General features: G+C 71.1%; 20 protein-coding genes and 1 tRNA gene. 10 read left to right on the top strand and 11 right to left on the bottom strand.

What is annotated here, in order from left to right:
• A partial coding sequence (locus ACH4EB_RS32740; RefSeq protein ID WP_398351830.1) for an ATP-binding cassette domain-containing protein occupies nt 1-331 on the bottom strand: 331 nt, incomplete at its 3' end.
• 425 nt (nt 332-756) lie between these two features.
• Here ACH4EB_RS32740 and ACH4EB_RS32735 point away from each other — a divergent pair.
• Nucleotides 757-838, top strand: a tRNA-Leu gene (locus tag ACH4EB_RS32735).
• Between the two features lie 136 nt (nt 839-974).
• Here ACH4EB_RS32735 and ACH4EB_RS32730 read toward each other — a convergent pair.
• The gene (locus ACH4EB_RS32730; protein ID WP_398351828.1) at nt 975-1,454 is read right to left on the bottom strand and encodes an STAS domain-containing protein; all 480 of its coding nucleotides are present in this window, start codon (nt 1,452-1,454) and stop codon (nt 975-977) included.
• A 355-nt stretch (nt 1,455-1,809) separates the two neighbouring features.
• Between ACH4EB_RS32730 and ACH4EB_RS32725 the strand changes: the two genes are divergently transcribed.
• The 5 genes from ACH4EB_RS32725 (at nt 1,810) to ACH4EB_RS32705 (ending at nt 4,518) form a co-directional block, all read left to right on the top strand.
• Entirely contained in the window at nt 1,810-2,100 is a 291-nt protein-coding gene (locus ACH4EB_RS32725) for a hypothetical protein (protein WP_398351826.1), read from the top strand.
• A 345-nt stretch (nt 2,101-2,445) separates the two neighbouring features.
• Nucleotides 2,446-2,847 (top strand): rodlin, encoded by a 402-nt coding sequence (locus ACH4EB_RS32720; protein ID WP_398351824.1) that lies wholly within the window; start codon nt 2,446-2,448, stop codon nt 2,845-2,847.
• 284 nt (nt 2,848-3,131) lie between these two features.
• A complete protein-coding gene (locus ACH4EB_RS32715) occupies nt 3,132-3,365 on the top strand; it encodes a chaplin (protein WP_031009422.1) in 234 nt (77 codons plus the stop codon).
• 235 nt (nt 3,366-3,600) lie between these two features.
• Complete coding sequence (locus ACH4EB_RS32710; protein WP_398351822.1) at nt 3,601-3,909, top strand: hypothetical protein; 309 nt, start codon at nt 3,601-3,603, stop codon at nt 3,907-3,909.
• A 207-nt stretch (nt 3,910-4,116) separates the two neighbouring features.
• On the top strand, nt 4,117-4,518 hold the full coding sequence (locus ACH4EB_RS32705; protein WP_398351821.1) for a rodlin: 402 nt from the start codon (nt 4,117-4,119) through the stop codon (nt 4,516-4,518).
• Between the two features lie 92 nt (nt 4,519-4,610).
• Here the strand turns inward: ACH4EB_RS32705 and ACH4EB_RS32700 are convergent, their stop codons facing one another.
• Nucleotides 4,611-4,784: a hypothetical protein gene (locus ACH4EB_RS32700; protein ID WP_398351820.1), complete on the bottom strand. Its 174-nt coding sequence runs from the start codon at nt 4,782-4,784 to the stop codon at nt 4,611-4,613.
• A gap of 210 nt (nt 4,785-4,994) precedes the next feature.
• Between ACH4EB_RS32700 and ACH4EB_RS32695 the strand changes: the two genes are divergently transcribed.
• Both ACH4EB_RS32695 and ACH4EB_RS32690 read left to right on the top strand, forming a co-directional pair.
• A complete protein-coding gene (locus tag ACH4EB_RS32695; protein ID WP_398351818.1) occupies nt 4,995-5,393 on the top strand; it encodes a rodlin in 399 nt (132 codons plus the stop codon).
• A gap of 255 nt (nt 5,394-5,648) precedes the next feature.
• Nucleotides 5,649-6,509 (top strand): Bax inhibitor-1/YccA family protein, encoded by an 861-nt coding sequence (locus tag ACH4EB_RS32690; RefSeq protein ID WP_398351816.1) that lies wholly within the window; start codon nt 5,649-5,651, stop codon nt 6,507-6,509.
• Nucleotides 6,510-6,606: 97 nt separating this feature from the next.
• Here ACH4EB_RS32690 and ACH4EB_RS32685 read toward each other — a convergent pair whose 3' ends face one another.
• Entirely contained in the window at nt 6,607-6,834 is a 228-nt protein-coding gene (locus ACH4EB_RS32685; protein WP_003984087.1) for a DUF4287 domain-containing protein, read from the bottom strand.
• A 98-nt stretch (nt 6,835-6,932) separates the two neighbouring features.
• On the opposite strand from ACH4EB_RS32685, the gene ACH4EB_RS32680 reads away from it, so the two are divergent.
• Nucleotides 6,933-7,247, top strand: coding sequence for a hypothetical protein (locus ACH4EB_RS32680; RefSeq protein WP_398351814.1), 315 nt, complete (start codon nt 6,933-6,935; stop codon nt 7,245-7,247).
• A gap of 34 nt (nt 7,248-7,281) precedes the next feature.
• Here the strand turns inward: ACH4EB_RS32680 and ACH4EB_RS32675 are convergent, their stop codons facing one another.
• From ACH4EB_RS32675 to ACH4EB_RS32665, 3 genes are all read right to left on the bottom strand, one after another.
• On the bottom strand, nt 7,282-8,193 hold the full coding sequence (locus tag ACH4EB_RS32675; RefSeq protein ID WP_398351813.1) for a hypothetical protein: 912 nt from the start codon (nt 8,191-8,193) through the stop codon (nt 7,282-7,284).
• 395 nt (nt 8,194-8,588) lie between these two features.
• Complete coding sequence (locus ACH4EB_RS32670) at nt 8,589-9,809, bottom strand: acetyl-CoA C-acetyltransferase (RefSeq protein WP_398351811.1); 1,221 nt, start codon at nt 9,807-9,809, stop codon at nt 8,589-8,591.
• 259 nt (nt 9,810-10,068) lie between these two features.
• Entirely contained in the window at nt 10,069-11,112 is a 1,044-nt protein-coding gene (locus tag ACH4EB_RS32665; RefSeq protein ID WP_398351809.1) for an SGNH/GDSL hydrolase family protein, read from the bottom strand.
• Between the two features lie 260 nt (nt 11,113-11,372).
• Between ACH4EB_RS32665 and ACH4EB_RS32660 the strand changes: the two genes are divergently transcribed.
• Nucleotides 11,373-12,764, top strand: a complete 1,392-nt coding sequence (locus ACH4EB_RS32660; protein WP_398351807.1) for a cystathionine beta-synthase — start codon at nt 11,373-11,375, stop codon at nt 12,762-12,764.
• A 333-nt stretch (nt 12,765-13,097) separates the two neighbouring features.
• On the opposite strand, the gene ACH4EB_RS32655 is transcribed toward ACH4EB_RS32660, so the two are convergent.
• From ACH4EB_RS32655 to ACH4EB_RS32640, 4 genes are all read right to left on the bottom strand, one after another.
• On the bottom strand, nt 13,098-13,514 hold the full coding sequence (locus ACH4EB_RS32655; protein WP_398351805.1) for a hypothetical protein: 417 nt from the start codon (nt 13,512-13,514) through the stop codon (nt 13,098-13,100).
• Nucleotides 13,515-13,523: 9 nt separating this feature from the next.
• Nucleotides 13,524-14,957: a purine-cytosine permease family protein gene (locus ACH4EB_RS32650; RefSeq protein ID WP_398351803.1), complete on the bottom strand. Its 1,434-nt coding sequence runs from the start codon at nt 14,955-14,957 to the stop codon at nt 13,524-13,526.
• A 66-nt stretch (nt 14,958-15,023) separates the two neighbouring features.
• On the bottom strand, nt 15,024-15,653 hold the full coding sequence (locus ACH4EB_RS32645; RefSeq protein ID WP_398351801.1) for a cysteine dioxygenase: 630 nt from the start codon (nt 15,651-15,653) through the stop codon (nt 15,024-15,026).
• The gene (locus ACH4EB_RS32640; protein WP_398351799.1) at nt 15,650-16,561 is read right to left on the bottom strand and encodes an amidohydrolase; all 912 of its coding nucleotides are present in this window, start codon (nt 16,559-16,561) and stop codon (nt 15,650-15,652) included. Before ACH4EB_RS32640 ends, ACH4EB_RS32645 begins: the two co-directional genes overlap by 4 nt.
• Nucleotides 16,562-16,651 lie beyond the last annotated feature (90 nt).

Here is a 16,651-nt window from a genome sequence, read left to right as displayed (position 1 = left end):
GCAGGTTGAACGCCTGGAAGATGAAGCCGATCTTGTCGCGGCGGAGCTGGGTGAGCTTCTTGTCCTTCAGGCCGGTCAGCTCGGTGTCCCCGATCAGGGCCGAGCCGCGGGATATCGCGTCCAGCCCGGCCATGCAGTGCATGAGGGTGGACTTGCCGGACCCCGAGGGGCCCATGATCGCGGTGAACTCGGCCTGCCGGAACTCGACGGACACCTGGTCCAGCGCGACCACCTGGGTCTCGCCCTGTCCGTAGACCTTGGTGAGATCCGTGGCGCGGGCGGCCACCGTGGCGCGGGTGGCGGTCGGAACGCCGGTGTGGGGGGTGGTCACGGGGAGGGACTCCTGTCGAACGTCGGGACCGTCGGGGCCGGTGGGAGGCGGCCCGTTCCATCGTGGGGCAGCCGCCGGTACGGCAACGTCAGCCCCTGAGCCGGTCCTGGGGAAGCCCTGGGAGGTAGCGCGGGCCCGGGCGGTCATCCCTGGGTATGAGGCAGACCCTGAGGCGCGCGGGGGCGGAAGGGCGCTCGCGGGGGCGCACGCACGGCATCGAGTTTCCGTCAATCCGGACCCGGCCCACGGCAGGCGCCGGAGCGGCGGGGTTGGGCCGCGGGCATGTGCCGAAGGCCCGTACCAACCGCTGATGACCCCTCAGTTGCCAATAAAATAAGACAACCTCGGGAAGACGGCCCCCTGTTCGGCCGGTACTGCGGGCTAGGCTCGTGCTGCCCCCTTTGAGGCGGCATGGGGGATCCCAGGCCCGGATGGTGGAATGCAGACACGGCGAGCTTAAACCTCGCTGGCCTTCGGGCCGTGCCGGTTCAAGTCCGGCTCCGGGCACAGCACTTGACCGCCGGTACCGGCGGTTCGCCCGCCCGGCGATCAGGGCTCGCGATGCCCGCGGGCTGCCGTCGGGCGCCCTTGGAGCGGTCCGGCCCCGGCTGCCCCGCCGCGGCCGTTCCCGATCGTAGGACCGCTAGGCGTCCGCGTCACGTGTCTTGACGCCGTCGTCACCGCTGTCCTCGGCATCGACGCCCCGCCCGCCGTCGCCGTCGGCGGGCGCCGTCCCGCCGGGCGGCCAGGCCGGGCGGACCTCCTCGGGGACGGCGGCCAGCGCGTGCCCGACGGTCGGGAAGCACGCCAGCGCGTCCACGGCCCGGGTCACCAGGAGGACGTGCAGGACGCGGACGCCCAGGGAGGCGAGCAGCAGCCGTCCGTTCATGCGCCGGCACAGCCACTCCAGGGCGAGCAGACAGTTCAGCCCGCGGGAGTCGCAGAACCGCAGCGCGGTCAGGTCCAGCACCAGGAACCGGTGCCCGGCCGCGATCACGGCCCCGGACTCGTCCAGGAACTGCCGCTCCGCGTGCACGTCCAGTTCCCCGGCCACCCGGAGCACCGCACACTCCTCGGCGTCGACGACCGTGGTGATCGTCAGGTGCCGCCTGCCTTGGGACATCGCTCCTCCACGTGTGCGCCCGGACACGGCCGGACTCCCGGGGCGCGTCCCCGCTCCCGTCCAGTGTGCCGGGCGGCGCGCCCTTCCCCGCGCCCGCTCACGCCGGCGCGGGGTGTCCCGCCGCGCGGGACGGCCGGCGGGCACCGCGCTCCGCGGCGGGCCCGGCCCGCATTCGGCGCACCGTGCGAATGCGCGGAGCCGTGGATAGCGCAAGCATTTCCACGGGGGAAACGCTGGTGCTGCAAATGGTCGCACTTCGGACCCGAACAGATATATCACATGGCAGTGCGTGTTCGACCGGATGTGGCCGCGGTAGACATCCCGTGTCACATTTCTGCGCACGAGGAGAGAAAGCATGCGCAAGTTCATCGGTCGTACCGCCGGCGCGGTCGCCATCGCCGCCCTTGCTGTCGTCCCGCTCTCGGGCATGGCCTCCGCCGCGTCCTGGGACGACGCGCCGCGCCTGAGCGCCGGCAACAACTGCGGTGCCAAGTACGGCAAGTTCCACTGTGACCGGGTGCACAAGGAGCACAACGAGTACAACGACAACAAGGCGTACACGTACAACGACAACGACACGTACAAGTTCAAGTACAAGAAGAACGTCACCAAGGTCGGCCTGGCGATCGGCAACGTCGAGCAGTGAGCCGGCTTCCGCGGGACGGACGGCACCTCGGGCCGCCGAACCGCTGAGACCAGGAAAGGCCCCGCGCATCGCGGGGCCTTTCTCTGTGCGGCGGGATTATGACAGCCGACCCGGGGAAAGGCACGGTGGGCGGAGCCGGCGGGGGTTTCGCTCATTTTCGCGATTCAGGACCGGCGGCGGTGCGCCGCGAGTTCCCGGTCGTGTGCACACCGCCGGGGCCCGGCGATGCGGTGATATGTGTCTACGGTTTCGTGGCATTCGGGTGAACCGGCGAAACTGAACTGGCGGACGCGAGTTGTCCAGGACGCTCCGGAAACGGGCACTCCGCTTCGAGAAGGGTGAATCGTGATCAAGAAGTTCCTGGCCACGACGGCCGTAGCCGCGTCCATCGTCGGCGTTTCGGCCATGGCGGCGCCGCAGGCCATGGCGGTCGGCGACGGACGCGGAACCTCGACCGCCAACGGCAACGGCGCGGGGCAGGCATTCGGCAACTCCGACACCGAGGGCGACATGTCCCCGCAGTTGAGCCTGATCCAAGGCACGCTCAACAAGCCGTGCATCGGCATTCCGATCACGAACGTGCAGAACATCGTGGCACTGGTCAATGTCGGCGTACAGGACATCCTGTCCTCGGACCAGAACCAGCAGTGTGTCGAGAACTCGACCGAGTCGCAGGGCGACCAGGCGCTGTCGCACATCATCGACAAGCTCCCGCTGCTGTCCGAGAACGGCGTCAACAACAGCTAAACCGGACTGCCGTAAAAGGCCCGGGACGTCGGTTCTCTCCTCCTGAACGGCTCGGGCCTTTGCGCTTTACAAAAAGCGCATGCAGTTCCCGCACCCCCACTCTTCTATCTCGGGCCGCGCTGAACCATCTGGGCGATTCCTCGTGAAAATCGACTTCGCGGGAGTTTCGTAGGCGCGGACGAATCGTTACGTATATTGGTAGCGGTGTTACGGGCAATCCTGTGGACGCCCGTGCGGCACGAAGGACGTGACCGTTTCAGACTCCGCTGCGGAAAGGGCTGAAAGTGAAGTACGCGAAGGTTGCCGCAGTCGCTGCTGGAACGCTCATGGCGGCCGGGGCCGCTACCCCGGCGTTCGCCGACGCGGGTACCTCGGGCGCCGCGCAGAACTCCCCCGGCGTCCTCTCGGGCAACGTCCTGCAGATTCCGATCCACATCCCGGTCAACCTCTGCGGGAACTCGATCGACATCATCGGGCTGCTGAACCCGGCGTTCGGCAACACCTGCGTCAACGACTGACGTACCGCGTCGGACGGGTAGCAGAAGATGGAGCGAAAGGCCCCGGCGCGCCAGCCAAGCGTGCCGGGGCCGGTCGCGTTCGAGGGGGCCGGGAAGTGGCGAAACGGATGGGTTTCTCTTTCGGGCCGGAGTCGTTGAACACCAAAATGGCGGTGGTCCGGGATATGCCGGGAAGGTCGCGCGGCACGTTCGGCCGCGGCTGTCGACATCACCGCTCAGGAAAGGACAGCGGAAAGTGAAGTACGCGAAGACCGCCGCATTTCTGGCCGGTTCCGTCATGGCCCTGGGAGCGGCGTCCCCCGTTTTCGCCGGCACTCCGGGGAAGGTGCCGAGTTTCAGTCTGAACGGTGGCCTTGCGGACGCCCTGCAGAACAAGCAGCTCGACGGCCGGCAACTCGACCCGGTGGTCAGGACCGTCGAGGAGACCGCAGGCGATCTACAGGATTCCCGCGCCACGAAGAAGCTGCTGCACACCGTCGGGGATGTCACCCAGAAGACACCGGGGCTGCGGGGCGTCGAGGTGGCCAAGCCGGCCGGAAAGTAACGTCCGGCCCGCGGTTTCGCTGCCGGACGCGGCCGATTTCCGGGGCGTCGCGGTCATAACCGGACGGCCGGATCGGTCACCGGCGGCACAGTCTCCCGCTCGGTTGCGCGCGAAATCATTTGAGTGATGGGGCACAACCAAGCTCATCACACCGAGTTGTTCAAACTGCCCCGGGTAAAGAGCATCCCGAAACGCGAAGGATCACACATGATCAAGAAGGCGCTGGCAACACTGGCCACGGCTGCCTCTGTCGTAGGTATCTCGGCCGCCGCCGCTCCACAGGCGTCGGCGGTCGGTGACGCCCGTAAGATCGGCACGTACAACGGCAACGGCGCGGCCCAGGTGTACGGCAACATGTCCACCGAGGGGAACATGAGCCCGCAGTTCGCGCTCATCCAGGGCTCGTTCAACAAGCCCTGCATCGCGCTGCCGGTCCAGGACGTGCAGAACCTGGTGTCCCTGGTCAACATCGGTGTGCAGGACATCCTGTCCTCGGACCAGACCCAGACGTGTGTCGAGAACTCGTCCCAGGTCCAGGGCGACGGGCCGCTGTCGCACCTCATCGACAAGCTTCCCATCCTCTCCGGCAACGGCACCAACAACCAGTGATGGATGCCGTCGCCAGGTGACCGGGAAAGGGCCCGTACTGCCGACCGGCAGTACGGGCCCTTTCCTCTTCCGGGCCGACGGGCGCGCCGGTGTCAGCCGGTCTCCTCCGGTGCCTCCAGCAATGCTCTGCGCAGTCTCATCAGCGCCTCGAAATCGGCGACCCGGGCAAAGCGGCCGAGCAGGGTGTCGACGCCGGCGTCGTCGCCGCGGCGCACCGCGTCGATGATTTCCTCTTGCACGCGCATCGCGTCCGTGGGGGCGGCCATGCGGAAATTCTTTCCCTTTCGCTGTCCGGCGGACCGGGGAATCGTCTCCGGCCGGGGCTGCCGAAAGCCACACGGAAGAGTGGGATACCGGACCGGGAACTGGAATGTCGATCTGTTCGGGTGATGATGCGCAACTTTCCCGGCCGTGACCGGTTGTTGCTTACAGGGCTCCCTTCGTCATGGGAGTTCATTTCCTGAAGGGGTTTCGAGATGAACAAGATGATGGCGGGCGTGGCAGTTGCCGCGTCTCTGGTCGGTATCTCCGCGGCGGCGGCTCCGCAGGCCATGGCGGTGGGCGACGGCCGCGACACGGGGACGGCCAACGGCAACCACTCGGCCCAGTCGTTCGGCAACAACCGCACCGAGGGCGACATGAGCCCGAGCGCCACGCTCATCGGCAACTCGCTGAACAAGCTGTGCATCGGTATCCCGATCACCAACGTCCAGAACATCGTGGCCCTGGTCAACGTCGGTGTGCAGGACATCCTGTCCTCCGACCAGCACCAGCAGTGTGTCGAGAACTCGACCGAGAGCCAGCAGGACCAGGCGCTGTCGCACCTCATCGACAAGCTGCCGCTGCTCTCCCAGAACGGTGTCAACAACGAGTGACCCGCCGGCGGCGGCCACCGGTCGCCGAAACCCGTTGAGGGACCGCACGCTGCCCGCGTACGGTCCCTCAACGGCGTCCGGGCACCTTCCCGGCCTCCCGTACGTCCTACGGACGTGACCCACCGGGGGAATCGTCCCCGTGCGGGATTGATCACCCGAAGTTGCGGTGAAGATCCTGCTCAAGAACTAGAACGTGCTTTTGCCAAGCCATTACCCTTGTGGGAAGGCCGCGCAGGGCGGCCATGGAGGAGTGAGATGAGGAGCAGCAACCCGGTCTTCTCGCGACGGGGGTTCAGCCGCGACAACAACGGCTACGCGGGCTTCGACGCGCCGCCGCAGGCCGGGGGCCCCGCAGCGAACCCTTACGCCGGAACGAACCCGTACGCCCAGGGCGGCAACCCGTACGCCCAGGACGCCGCGCAGGGCACCCAGGCGCCGCAGTACGCGCCGCAGACCCGCCGGATGACGATGGACGACGTCGTGCTGCGCACCGGCATGACGCTGGGCACCGTGATCGCCGGTGCGGCGGTCGGGTGGATCTTCCTGACCAAGAGCCTCGGCTTCGCCGTCGGCGCCGGGCTGATCGCGATGGTGCTGGCGTTCGTCCAGTCCTTCAAGCGCAAGCCCTCGCCGGCCCTGATCCTGACCTATGCCGCGTTCGAGGGCCTGTTCCTCGGTGCGCTCAGCGGTGCGATCAACGATGTGCCGAAGCTGGCCGGCGCGCCCATGCAGGCGGTGATGGGCACGATGGCGGTCTTCGTCGCCATGCTCGTCGCCTACAAGACCCGCATCGTGCGGGTCACCGCCCGCTTCACGCGCTATCTGATGATCGCGCTGCTCGGCTTCGTGCTGCTGTCGCTGGTCAACGTGCTGTTCATGGCCTTCGGCGGCGGTGACGGCCTCGGCTTCCGCAGCGGTGGCATGGGCATCCTGTTCGGTGTCGTCGGCGTCGTGCTCGGCGCGCTGTGCCTGGCCATGGACTTCAAGCAGGTCGAGGACGGCATCGCGTACGGCGCTCCGCGCGAGGAGTCGTGGCTGGCCGCGTTCGGCCTGACCGTGACGCTGGTGTGGATCTACATGGAGCTGCTGCGGCTGATCTCGATCCTCAGGGACTGATGATCCGGCGCTGCGGCGGCCGACGCCCGGCTCCGACATGACGAAGGGCCCGTGGGACGTTCCCACGGGCCCTTCGGCGTTCTCTGCGGCGGCACGGCTACAGCTTGCGCGCGGCGCGCCTGAGGTCGTACTCGTGGACGATCGCCTTGGCGTGTCCGTAAGCGAGGTTGTGCTCGCCCCGGAGCCAGCTCACCTTCTCCTCGAAGCGGAAGAGAGCGGGGCCTTCATCTACCGTGCGAAGCCAGTCGGAGACTTCACGGCCGGTGCAGTGGGGGATGCGGGAAAGCAGGTTCCGGTGGGTCTCTTCGGAGAAGAGTTGAGACATCGGCGCCTCCGGACGCGTTCGATGCTGGTCCTTCAGCCCACCGTGCCTGACCGTTGGGGTGTTGGCAACCACCCGGGAGTGGCGCATAAGCTCGGGCTGTGCTTGACGTGACGCCTTTGCAGACCGCCGTGGACGCCCTCGCCGACCGCCTGCGGGCGCTGCCGCAGAGCGCCCTGGCGCGCGGTGCCGCGGCCGAAGCGCTCGCGCTGGCCCGTGAGTTGGCCGTGCGGGCGCAGCGCGTCGAGGACCCGCGGCGGGAGCCGGTGGAGTTCCCGGACGCGGGCATGTTCGCGGTGGGGGACCAAGTGGCGGTGGCCGGGCACGATTTGGTGGAGGCGGTGCGCTCGGCCGGCGACGAGCGTGAGCTGGCGGCGGCGGTGGAGCTGGTGCGGGGGGCCGCGGAGCGCTGCTGAGGCCCCCGGGGAGCGGCTGCTTCCGGCCGGATCCTCACAGGGACGCGATGACGCGGTCCGCGAGGATGTAGACGCTGTCGGTGGTGGCGGGGCCCCAGGAGAAGGTCAGGGCGAAGGCGCCGGAGATGCCGGAGCCGCCCAGCAGGACGGGGGTGCGGCCCTCGCGCAGGGCGGCGGCGACGCGCTCGGCGGTCTCGCGGTGGCCGGGCGTCATGCAGATCGTGGTGCCGTCGGTGAAGACGTACACGTCCAGGGTGCCGAGCGGGCCGGGGCGGACGTCCGCGAGCGGGGTGCGGTCGCGGGCCAGCTCCTCCAGGCGGCCGACGGTGCGCTCGTGGTCCCCGACGGCCGGGGACGGGGTGAAGTCCGGGTGCGAGGGGTGGCGGCGGCGCGCGGCGGCCAGCTCGGCGGACTCGGCCTCCTCGGCGGCCTCGCTCTCCAGCGCGTCCACCGGCTCCAGGGCGCCCGGCCCGTCGGCGGTGTGCGGCGCGTCCGGGCCGAGCAGCGGCTCCAGCCCGGCGAAGTCCGCCTGCCGGGGCAGGAAGCAGATGTCGTCGAGGCGCTCGTGCGGGTCGAGGTGGTCGAGGCCGCCGTCCAGCGGGCCCATCAGGGACGGGGCGTCGGCGGCGTCCCGGGCTTCCTGGGCGGCCCAGAAGGCCCGGGCCTCGGCGAGTTCGCGCTCGCGCTCCTCGGCCAGCGCGTCGGCGACGGCGGCCCGTATGTCGGCGAGCGCGTGCTCGGTGTCCGGGGTGGTGCGGGCGGCGGGGATGCTCGCGACGGCGGACTGCGCACGCGCCTCGGCGCGGGTCTTCGCGTGCGCGGCGAGCAGCTCGGCGCGCAGCCCGGCGACCTGGCGGCGCAGCGCGTGGGCGGTGTGCAGGGCGGCCGCTCCCAGAGCCACGGCGGCAGCCGCGGCCAGCAGCAGGGCAAGAGTGATGGCGCTCACTGACGTACTCCCATTAGCAGAATGTCCCCCGACTTCCTACATCAGGCTGCCGGTCGTCGGCGACCGGTCCCAGTGCCTCAGGTCCTCGACCGGACGGGAACTTGGACCTCGTGCGTTCGGGTGAGTCAGCTCTGACCTGCGAGGACGTGGTCCCGTGCGGGCTTTGGTCACAATCCTGGGGGAGATTTGATCGCGATCTCGTCAACCGGTGACGCAGCTCACCGACGGTCGCTGTGTGTATGTCAGTTGGGACGCAGGGTGCGGGTGTGGCGCCGATGGGGGGCGTACGGACACGTACGGTCGCCGATACCGCCCCGCCCGCGCCCCACGGCGGGCCGTCCGCGCTCGCCGGGCGGGCGCCGTCCGCCGTGGACGGCGCCGCGCTCCGGCCGCGGTCAGCTCAGGCGCTCGATGACCATGGCCATGCCCTGGCCGCCGCCCACGCACATCGTCTCCAGGCCGAACTGCTTGTCGTGCCACTGGAGGGAGTTGATCAGCGTGGTGGTGATCCGGGCACCGGTCATGCCGAAGGGGTGGCCGACGGCGATCGCCCCGCCGTTGACGTTGAGCCGGTCCAGGTCGATGCCGAGGTCCCGGTACGAGGGGATCACCTGGGCGGCGAACGCCTCGTTGATCTCGACCAGGTCGATGTCGGAGATTCCCAGCCCGGCCCGCCGGAGGGCCTGCTTGGACGCCTCGACCGGGCCGTAGCCCATGATCTCCGGCGACAGGCCGCTGACGCCGGTGGACACGATCCGGGCGAGCGGGGTCAGACCCAGCTCACGGGCCTTGGTGTCCGACATGACGACGAGGGCGGCGGCGCCGTCGTTGAGCGGGCAGCAGTTGCCGGCCGTCACCAGGCCGTCGGGCCGGAAGACCGGCTTGAGGCCCTGGACGCCTTCGAGGGTCACGCCCGCGCGCGGGCCGTCGTCCTTGGCGACGACCGTGCCGTCCGGCGTGGTCACCGGCGTGATCTCGCGCTCCCAGAAGCCGTTCTTGATCGCCTGCTCGGCGAGGTTCTGGGACCGTACGCCGAACTCGTCCATGTCCTGGCGGGTGATGCCCTTGGCGCGGGCGAGGTTCTCGGCGGTCTGCCCCATCGCGATGTACGGGTCGGGCAGCAGGCCGTCCTCGCGCGGGTCGTGCCAGTCGGCGCCCTCCTGCTCGGCACGGGCGGCGGTACGGGCCTCAGCGTCGGCGAAGAGCGGGTTGTGGGTCTCGGGCAGGCCGTCCGAGGTGCCCTTCACGGAGCGCGAGACGGTCTCGACGCCGGCCGAGATGAAGACGTCGCCCTCGCCCGCCTTGATGGCGTGCAGCGCCATGCGGGTCGTCTGGAGGGAGGAGGAGCAGTAGCGGGTGACCGTACAGCCGGGCAGGTGGTCCAGGCCCATCTGTACGGCGACGATCCGGCCCAGGTTGTGGCCCTGCTCGCCGCCGGGCAGGCCGCAGCCGAGCATCAGGTCGTCGATGTCCTTCGGGTCCAGGGCGGGGACCTTGGCCAGCGCGGCCTGGATGATCCCGGCGGTCAGGTCGTCCGGGCGCACGTCCTTCAGGGAGCCCTTGAAGGCGCGGCCGATCGGGGAGCGGGCGGCGGAAACGATCACGGCTTCGGGCATGACGGCTCCAGAGGGTGACTGGCGGGCGGGCAGGACTGTGGGGGAAGTTACCCGGCCGTAGGGCGGAGGTCACGCGGTGCGGGTTGTGATGTCGGGCTCTTTTCTAAGCGAGTGCTTACCGCCGCGCCGCGCCGGGCCCGCCGAGGGCGGGGGCACGGCGGGCCCGGCGGTCGTCGGACGGCGGTCGCACGCCCGCGGCACGTCGCGCCGACGGCGGGCGCCCGCACGGCCGGACGGGCCGTTCTCGCCCCGCCCGCCCTCAGGGCCCGGACCGGCCCACCCCGTCACCGTGGGACGTCCGTACCGCCGACTCCGTGGGCTCCGGTGTGGGGATCTGCCGCCGTCGCCGGTGCTTGAGGAGGGCCCAGGGGGTGCGGGTGGGGGTGACTTCGGTGCCGCCCTCGTCGGCGGCCTGGGCGGCGGCCTCGGCGACCGGGAGGATGCCCTCGCGGCGGTGCGGCTCCGGGTGCTCCTCCTCGGGCCACAGACCGAGGGCGGCGCAGAGGGTGGGCAGTACGGCCATCGCGGCGGTGGCGTAGCCCTCGGCGGAGGGGTGGTAGTTGTCGGGGCCGAACAGTTCGCGGGGGTGCGCCTCGAACTCGGGGCCCAACAGGTCGCCGAGCGAGACCGTACGGGCGCCGTGCGCCACCACCCCTATGGTCTGCGCGGCGGCGAGCTGCCGGGACAGGCGGCGCGCGACCCAGCGCAGCGGCTGGTAGACCGGCTCGATGGTGCCCAGGTCGGGGCAGGTGCCGACGACCACGGCGCAGCCCGCCTCGCGCAGCCGGCGCACCGCGTCGGACAGCAGACGCACCGAGCGGGCCGGCGGCACCCGGTGGGTGACGTCGTTGGCGCCGATCATGATGACGGCGACGTCGGGCGCGCCCCCCGGCTCCGCCAGGACGAGGGACACCTGCCGGTCGAGGTCGTCGGACCGGGCGCCGGGCAGCGCCACGTTGCGCAGGTCGACCGGCAGCTCCGCGACGGCGGCGAGGCCGGAGGCGAGCAGCGCGCCCGGTGTCTGGCTCGGCCGGTGGACGCCCTGGCCGGCGGCCGTGGAGTCGCCGAGGAAGCCCAGGCGCAGCGGCGGCCGGTCGGTGCGGTGGGCGAAGGCGGAACCGTAGCGGCCGTCCGCGCTGGGCGGCACGGCGCTGGCGCCGCCGACCGTGCGGCGGGCGAGGCGGACCTCGGTCAGCAGCAGGCCGACACCGGCCACGCCGAGCAGACCGATCCCGCCGCCGCCCACCGCGGCGGCGGCGGCGATCCGCCGTGCCACCCTCGCCCTGGACATCGTCATCGGCATAGGCCGGGCACCTCCCCGTGCAGTGCGTGCGAAATGTGGTGTGGAGTGGCTGATGGATGGAGTCGGGACGGTGGCGGAATCGGTACCGCGCGCGGGTCGCGGTCCCCGGGACGGGACGTCGTGGCGGCGGCGACGAGAAGCGCCACACCAAGGTGGTGCCCCGTCGGACGGGCCGCGCAACGCGCGGCGACTCCACGGGGGCGGGCAATAGGCTGGTCGGATGGGCGCAGGACAGCGCGCCCCCGACAGCGGAGACCACCGTGCAGTTTTACGAATCCATGATCGAGCTCGTCGGCAACACCCCGTTGGTGAAGCTCAGGAATGTCACCCGGGGGATCCAGGCCACCGTCCTGGTGAAGGTCGAGTACTTCAACCCGGGCGGGTCGGTGAAGGACCGGATCGCCGTACGGATGATCGAGGCCGCCGAGAAGTCCGGTGAGCTCCGGCCCGGCGGCACCATCGTCGAGCCGACCTCGGGAAACACCGGGGTGGGCCTGGCGATCGTGGCCCAGCAGAAGGGCTACAAGTGCATCTTCGTCTGCCCGGACAAGGTGTCCACCGACAAGATCAACGTGCTGCGGGCGTACGGTGCCGAGGTCGTGGTCTGCCCGACGGCGGTGGACCCCGAGCACCCGGACTCGTATTACAACGTCTCGGACCGGCTGGTCCGCGAGACGCCGGGCGCCTGGAAGCCGGACCAGTACAGCAACCCGAACAACCCCCGTTCGCACTACGAGACGACCGGTCCCGAGCTGTGGGAACAGACCGAGGGAAAGATCACTCACTTCGTCGCGGGCGTCGGCACCGGCGGCACCATCAGCGGCACCGGCCGGTACCTGAAGGAGGCCAGCGAGGGCCGGGTCAAGGTCATCGGCGCCGACCCGGAGGGCTCGGTCTACAGCGGTGGCTCGGGCCGTCCGTACCTGATCGAGGGCGTCGGTGAGGACTTCTGGCCGAGCGCCTACGACCGTACGGTCGCGGACGAGATCGTGCCGGTCTCGGACAAGGACGCCTTCCAGATGACCCGGCGACTGGCCAAGGAGGAGGGCCTGCTGGTCGGCGGCTCCTGCGGCATGGCGGTCGTGGCGGGTGTGGAGGTCGCCCAGCGGCTCGGCCCGGACGACGTGGTGGTCGTCCTGCTGCCGGACAGCGGGCGCGGCTACCTCAGCAAGATCTTCAACGACGAGTGGATGGCGGACTACGGCTTCCTGGAGGACGCCGGTCCCGCGGCGCGCGTCGGCGACGTGCTGCGGCACAAGGAGGGCGCGCTGCCCTCGCTGGTGCACATGCACCCGGAGGAGACGGTCGGCGAGGCCATCGAGGTGCTGCGCGAGTACGGCGTCTCGCAGATGCCGATCGTCAAGCCGGGCGCCGGGCACCCCGACGTGATGGCGGCGGAGGTCGTCGGCTCGGTCGTGGAGCGGGAGCTGCTGGACGCGCTGTTCGCGCAGCGCGCGTCGCTCTCGGACCCGCTGGAGAAGCACATGTGCCCGCCGCTGCCGCAGGTCGGCTCGGGCGAGCCGGTCGGCGACCTGATGGCGGTCCTGGAGAAGGCGGACGCGGCGATCGTGCTGGTCGAGGGCAAGCCGAAGGGCGTGGTGAGCCGGCAGGACCTGCTCGCCTTCCTGGCGCGTGAGGCCAAGCAGGGCTAGGGAAGGGCGTCGGGGGGCCCGGAACGTGCGGTGCGCTGCGCCGAGGACAGCCGGCGTCAAGTGACCGTCAGGAAACGGGCGGACACCGCAAGGTGTACGTATGCGTCACGCGCCCGCAGCACGGGCTTAACACGGGCCCGGCACAGTGGTGACGGTGGCGATACGGACTTCCGGAGCGGCTCCCGGACCTTCCGCAGATCGCCCGGACGCGACGGCCGGCCCTGAACCGGTCCGCGTCCCCCGCGGGGACCGCCGTCGTCCCGCCCCCGGCCCCGGCCGGGGTGCGGCGGTCCCCGCGCATCCGGTCCGGCGGCGGTCCGCCGGCCCGGCCGCTCAGTGCCACCCGTCCGCCTCCCGCTCGCGCTCCCCGGGCGTCCGCTTGAACAGCCCGGACGTGTGCAGCACATTGACGCCGACGATCCCGGCCCAGCTCACGAGCAGCCCGATCAGGTCCGCCTGGGCCGCGCCGATCGCGGACAGCGGGATCGCCAGGACCAGGGAGACGGTGGCGAAGCCGTAGCGCTCGCCGTAGGTGCTGCCGGGCGCCGGCCGCGAGCGGGGCGGCTGCGCGCCGCGCGCGACCTGCATCTGCTGCTCGGCGGACTGCCGGCGCACCCGTTGTTCGACGCTCCTGTCGAGCTTCTCCAGGAAGGTCTCGACCAGCTCGGACTCGTACTCCGGCCCCAGCTCCTTGCGGGTCTGGAGGGTCGCGTCGAGCTCTTTGCGCAACTCGGGGTCGTGGGTAGCCATGCTCCGAGATTACGGGTGGGAAGCGGGCCGCGCGGTAGGGCTCTCCCCCGTATCCGTGGGGGTGGAGCCCGGGTCTCCCGGCAGCACGCGGCCGGTGTCACGGCGGGTGACGGCCCAGTAGAGGGCGGCGGGCACGGCCAGGCCGACGAGCCAGGAGACGTCGGCGCCGCCGAGCGGCGCCACCAGCGGGCCGGTGAAGAAGTGGGTGGCCAGGAAGGGGAACTGGGCCAGCACCCCGGCCGCGTACACCGCCAGCGCCCGGCCGTTCCAGGCGCCGTAGCGGCCGGCCGGGTCGCTGAGCGCCGGGATGTCGTAGCGCTCCTTGGAGACCAGGTAGTAGTCGACCAGGTTGATCGCCGACCACGGGGTGAAGAAGGTCAGCAGGAACAGTAGGAAGTCCTTGAACGAGGTGAGGAAGGAGCCCTTGCCGAGCAGGGCGACGGCGGTGCCCGCGAGCATGATGCCGGTGATGTGGGCGGCCCGGGCGCGCGGTGTGAGGGTGCTCCGGGCGCGGAAGCCGCTGACGCCGGTGACCAGCGACATGAAGCCGCCGTAGGCGTTCAGCACGTTGATGGTCAGTTTGCCGAGGGCGATGACGAAGTACAGCGCCGAGGCCATCAGTCCGGTGCCGCCCAGGGAGACGACGTAGGAGACCTCGTGGCCGACGAAGGCGGCGGGTGCCGCCGCGGCGGCGAGCGCGCCGAAGGTCATCGACCACTGCGAGCCGAGGACCGAGCCGGACAGTGTCCACCAGAAGGTGGCGCGGGTGGAGGTGTGCCGGGGGAGGTAGCGGGAGTAGTCGGCGACGTACGGGCCGAAGGCCAACTGCCAGGAGGCGGACAGCGAGACGGCGAGGAGGAAGAGCGGGAGGGAGAAGGACCGGTCGTGCAGCAGTGCGGCCAGGTCGGCGCGCTCCAGCAGACGGGCACCGAGGTAGAGGAAGGCCAGCGCGCAGACGACACTGGCGACCCGGCCCAGCAGGTGGATGAGCCGGTAGCCGACCGTCGCGGCGACGGCGGTGACCGCGGCGAAGACGACGATGCCCGGGGTGTCGCCCAGGTGCGTCAGCTCGCCGACCGCCTGCCCGGCCAGCACCGTGCCGCCGGCGAAGAAGCCGATGTACATGACGATGACCAGCGCCAGCGGCACCACCGCGCCGCGCACCCCGAACTGGGCCCGCGAGGAGATCATCTGCGGCAGGCCGAGGCGCGGCCCCTGCGCGGAGTGCAGTGCCATGACCGCGCCGCCGAGGAGGTTGCCGAGCAGCAGGCCGGTCAGGGACCAGAAGGCGTTGGCGCCGAAGATGACGGCCAGGGCGCCGGTGACGACGGCGGTGATCTGGAGGTTGGCGCCGAGCCACAGGGTGAACTGGCTGACGGGTGTGCCGTGGCGTTCGTCGTCCGGGACGACATCGATCGAGCGCTGTTCCACCACTGCCGCCATCGGCCGCCCTCTTCCGCCCCTCGGATGTATGAGCCCATGCAGGATTGACGCGGGTGAATGTAGAAATCAATACCCCGGACCGGAAAAGCCGCCGCGGGCGTCACCGGTCCCCGGACCGGGGGCACGGGGGCCCGGGCAGGCGGTCGGCTCCAGGGGGCGCAGCTCGTCCGCGTACGACACCGGGAGGCGGCGCATCAGCCCGTCCTCCGTGATGGCGTACTGCCCGAGCCGCCACAGCGGCGGCGAATAGGCGTGCAGGGACACCGCGTCGTCGGTGGCGCCGGTGAGGCGGTGGATGTGGTCCGGGCCGAAGCAGAACGAGGCGCCGGCGGGGACGGCGGTGGCCAGGTGGGCGCCGCCGATGCGCGGGTTGGACTCGGTCAGCACGCCCTGGACGACCCGTACCGCGCCGGACGAGAGGTCGTGGTCGTGCCAGCCGGTGTCGTTCCGCCGGGTCCAGCACAGCAGCCACACGTCGACGTAGGTGTCGCGGTGCAGGGAGGCGTAGTGCCGCTCGGCGTCGGAGAAGGCGACCTCGCCGCGCCACAGGCCGGGCGCCCCGGCCAGCCGGTCGACGAGCGTGCGCAGCTCGCGCTTGCCGAGGTTGCGGGCGGGGAGGGCGGCGAAGAGGCCGGGGACGCCGGAGGGCGCCGTGGGCGGGCGTTCGCGGCGGGCCGTACGGGGCTCGGGGGTCACGGGCGGGTTCCTTTCGCCGGGCCGAGGAGACGGGCGGGGTTGGCGGTGCGCAGGGCGTGCACGGCGGCGGCGCCGAGGTCGGGCACCTCCGGTACGGCGTACGGGCGGTCGCTGCCGCTCACCACGGCGTCGATGCCGACGGCGCGGACGACCGCGTCCACGGCGCGCGTGCCGTAGGAGGAGGTGTCGTAGAAGACGCCGGGATCGACCCGCCCGCGGTCCCGGCCGCCGCGCGCGGCCAGCCGTTCGCCGTGCAGCGGGGCGAGGCCCGCGAGGGCGGCGAAGCAGACCCGCAGCCGCGGGTGGCGGGGACGGCCGAAGGCGCGGAAGGCGAACCAGGCGGCGTGCAACTGCTGGAGGTACGGGACCAGGGCGGGCCACCACGCAGGGCCGCCGGGCGGGGACGGCGGCGCGGCGCCGGGGTGGACGAACAGGGGCCGGTCCGCGTCTTCCGCGGCGTCGATGAGCCGTGCGCAGCGCGCCCACCCGACAGCGTCGAGCAAGGCCGTGGCGGGAAGCTGGAGACCGGCGCAGCCGCGGCGCAGCAGGTGTACGACGGGGGCGCGGCCGGGGTCGGGGGCGGTCAGGCAGGGGGAGGCCCAGACGCCGAAGGGCGCGGGCAGGGCGAGCGCGCCTTCGTGGAAGGCGTCGAGCAGCGGGACGGCTTCGGCGGGCGGCAGGTGTTCGATGCCGAGGGGACCGGAGAGGCAGATCAGGGCCCGGTCGAGGCCGTCGGCGCGGGCCAGTTCGGTGCGGGCGGCGGGGTCGTGGTCGGCGGGGTCGACGGCGTACGGCGGTTCGCCGGGCAGGTGCAGCGTCCAGCCGTCGAGGCGGGGCGGGGTGCGGCGGGTGCGCAGCAGGTCGGTGAACTGCGCCGGCCACAGGTGCTGGTGGACGTCGGCGGGCACGGGAATCCTCCCGGTGGTCGAGGAGGTTAACCGCTTCAGTGATGCGTTGAAGTGAAGCGATTAACCGAAACGGCTGTCAAGAGAACGGCG

It is taken from the genome of Streptomyces sp. NPDC018045 (assembly GCF_044327445.1).
Lineage (GTDB): Bacteria > Actinomycetota > Actinomycetes > Streptomycetales > Streptomycetaceae > Streptomyces.
The sequence above is the reverse complement of the archived record's forward strand: the minus strand, read 5'-3'. Positions and strand labels throughout refer to the sequence as shown.

Coding starts and splice junctions, on each gene's coding strand:
- ACH4EB_RS32730 (WP_398351828.1), bottom strand. CDS start 1,454: ATGTCCCAAGGCAGGCGGCACCTGACGATCACCACGGTCGTCGACGCC.
- ACH4EB_RS32725 (WP_398351826.1), top strand. CDS start 1,810: ATGCGCAAGTTCATCGGTCGTACCGCCGGCGCGGTCGCCATCGCCGCC.
- ACH4EB_RS32705 (WP_398351821.1), top strand. CDS start 4,117: ATGATCAAGAAGGCGCTGGCAACACTGGCCACGGCTGCCTCTGTCGTA.
- ACH4EB_RS32700 (WP_398351820.1), bottom strand. CDS start 4,784: ATGGCCGCCCCCACGGACGCGATGCGCGTGCAAGAGGAAATCATCGAC.
- ACH4EB_RS32695 (WP_398351818.1), top strand. CDS start 4,995: ATGAACAAGATGATGGCGGGCGTGGCAGTTGCCGCGTCTCTGGTCGGT.
- ACH4EB_RS32690 (WP_398351816.1), top strand. CDS start 5,649: ATGAGGAGCAGCAACCCGGTCTTCTCGCGACGGGGGTTCAGCCGCGAC.
- ACH4EB_RS32685 (WP_003984087.1), bottom strand. CDS start 6,834: ATGTCTCAACTCTTCTCCGAAGAGACCCACCGGAACCTGCTTTCCCGC.
- ACH4EB_RS32670 (WP_398351811.1), bottom strand. CDS start 9,809: ATGCCCGAAGCCGTGATCGTTTCCGCCGCCCGCTCCCCGATCGGCCGC.
- ACH4EB_RS32665 (WP_398351809.1), bottom strand. CDS start 11,112: ATGCCGATGACGATGTCCAGGGCGAGGGTGGCACGGCGGATCGCCGCC.
- ACH4EB_RS32655 (WP_398351805.1), bottom strand. CDS start 13,514: ATGGCTACCCACGACCCCGAGTTGCGCAAAGAGCTCGACGCGACCCTC.
- ACH4EB_RS32650 (WP_398351803.1), bottom strand. CDS start 14,957: ATGGCGGCAGTGGTGGAACAGCGCTCGATCGATGTCGTCCCGGACGAC.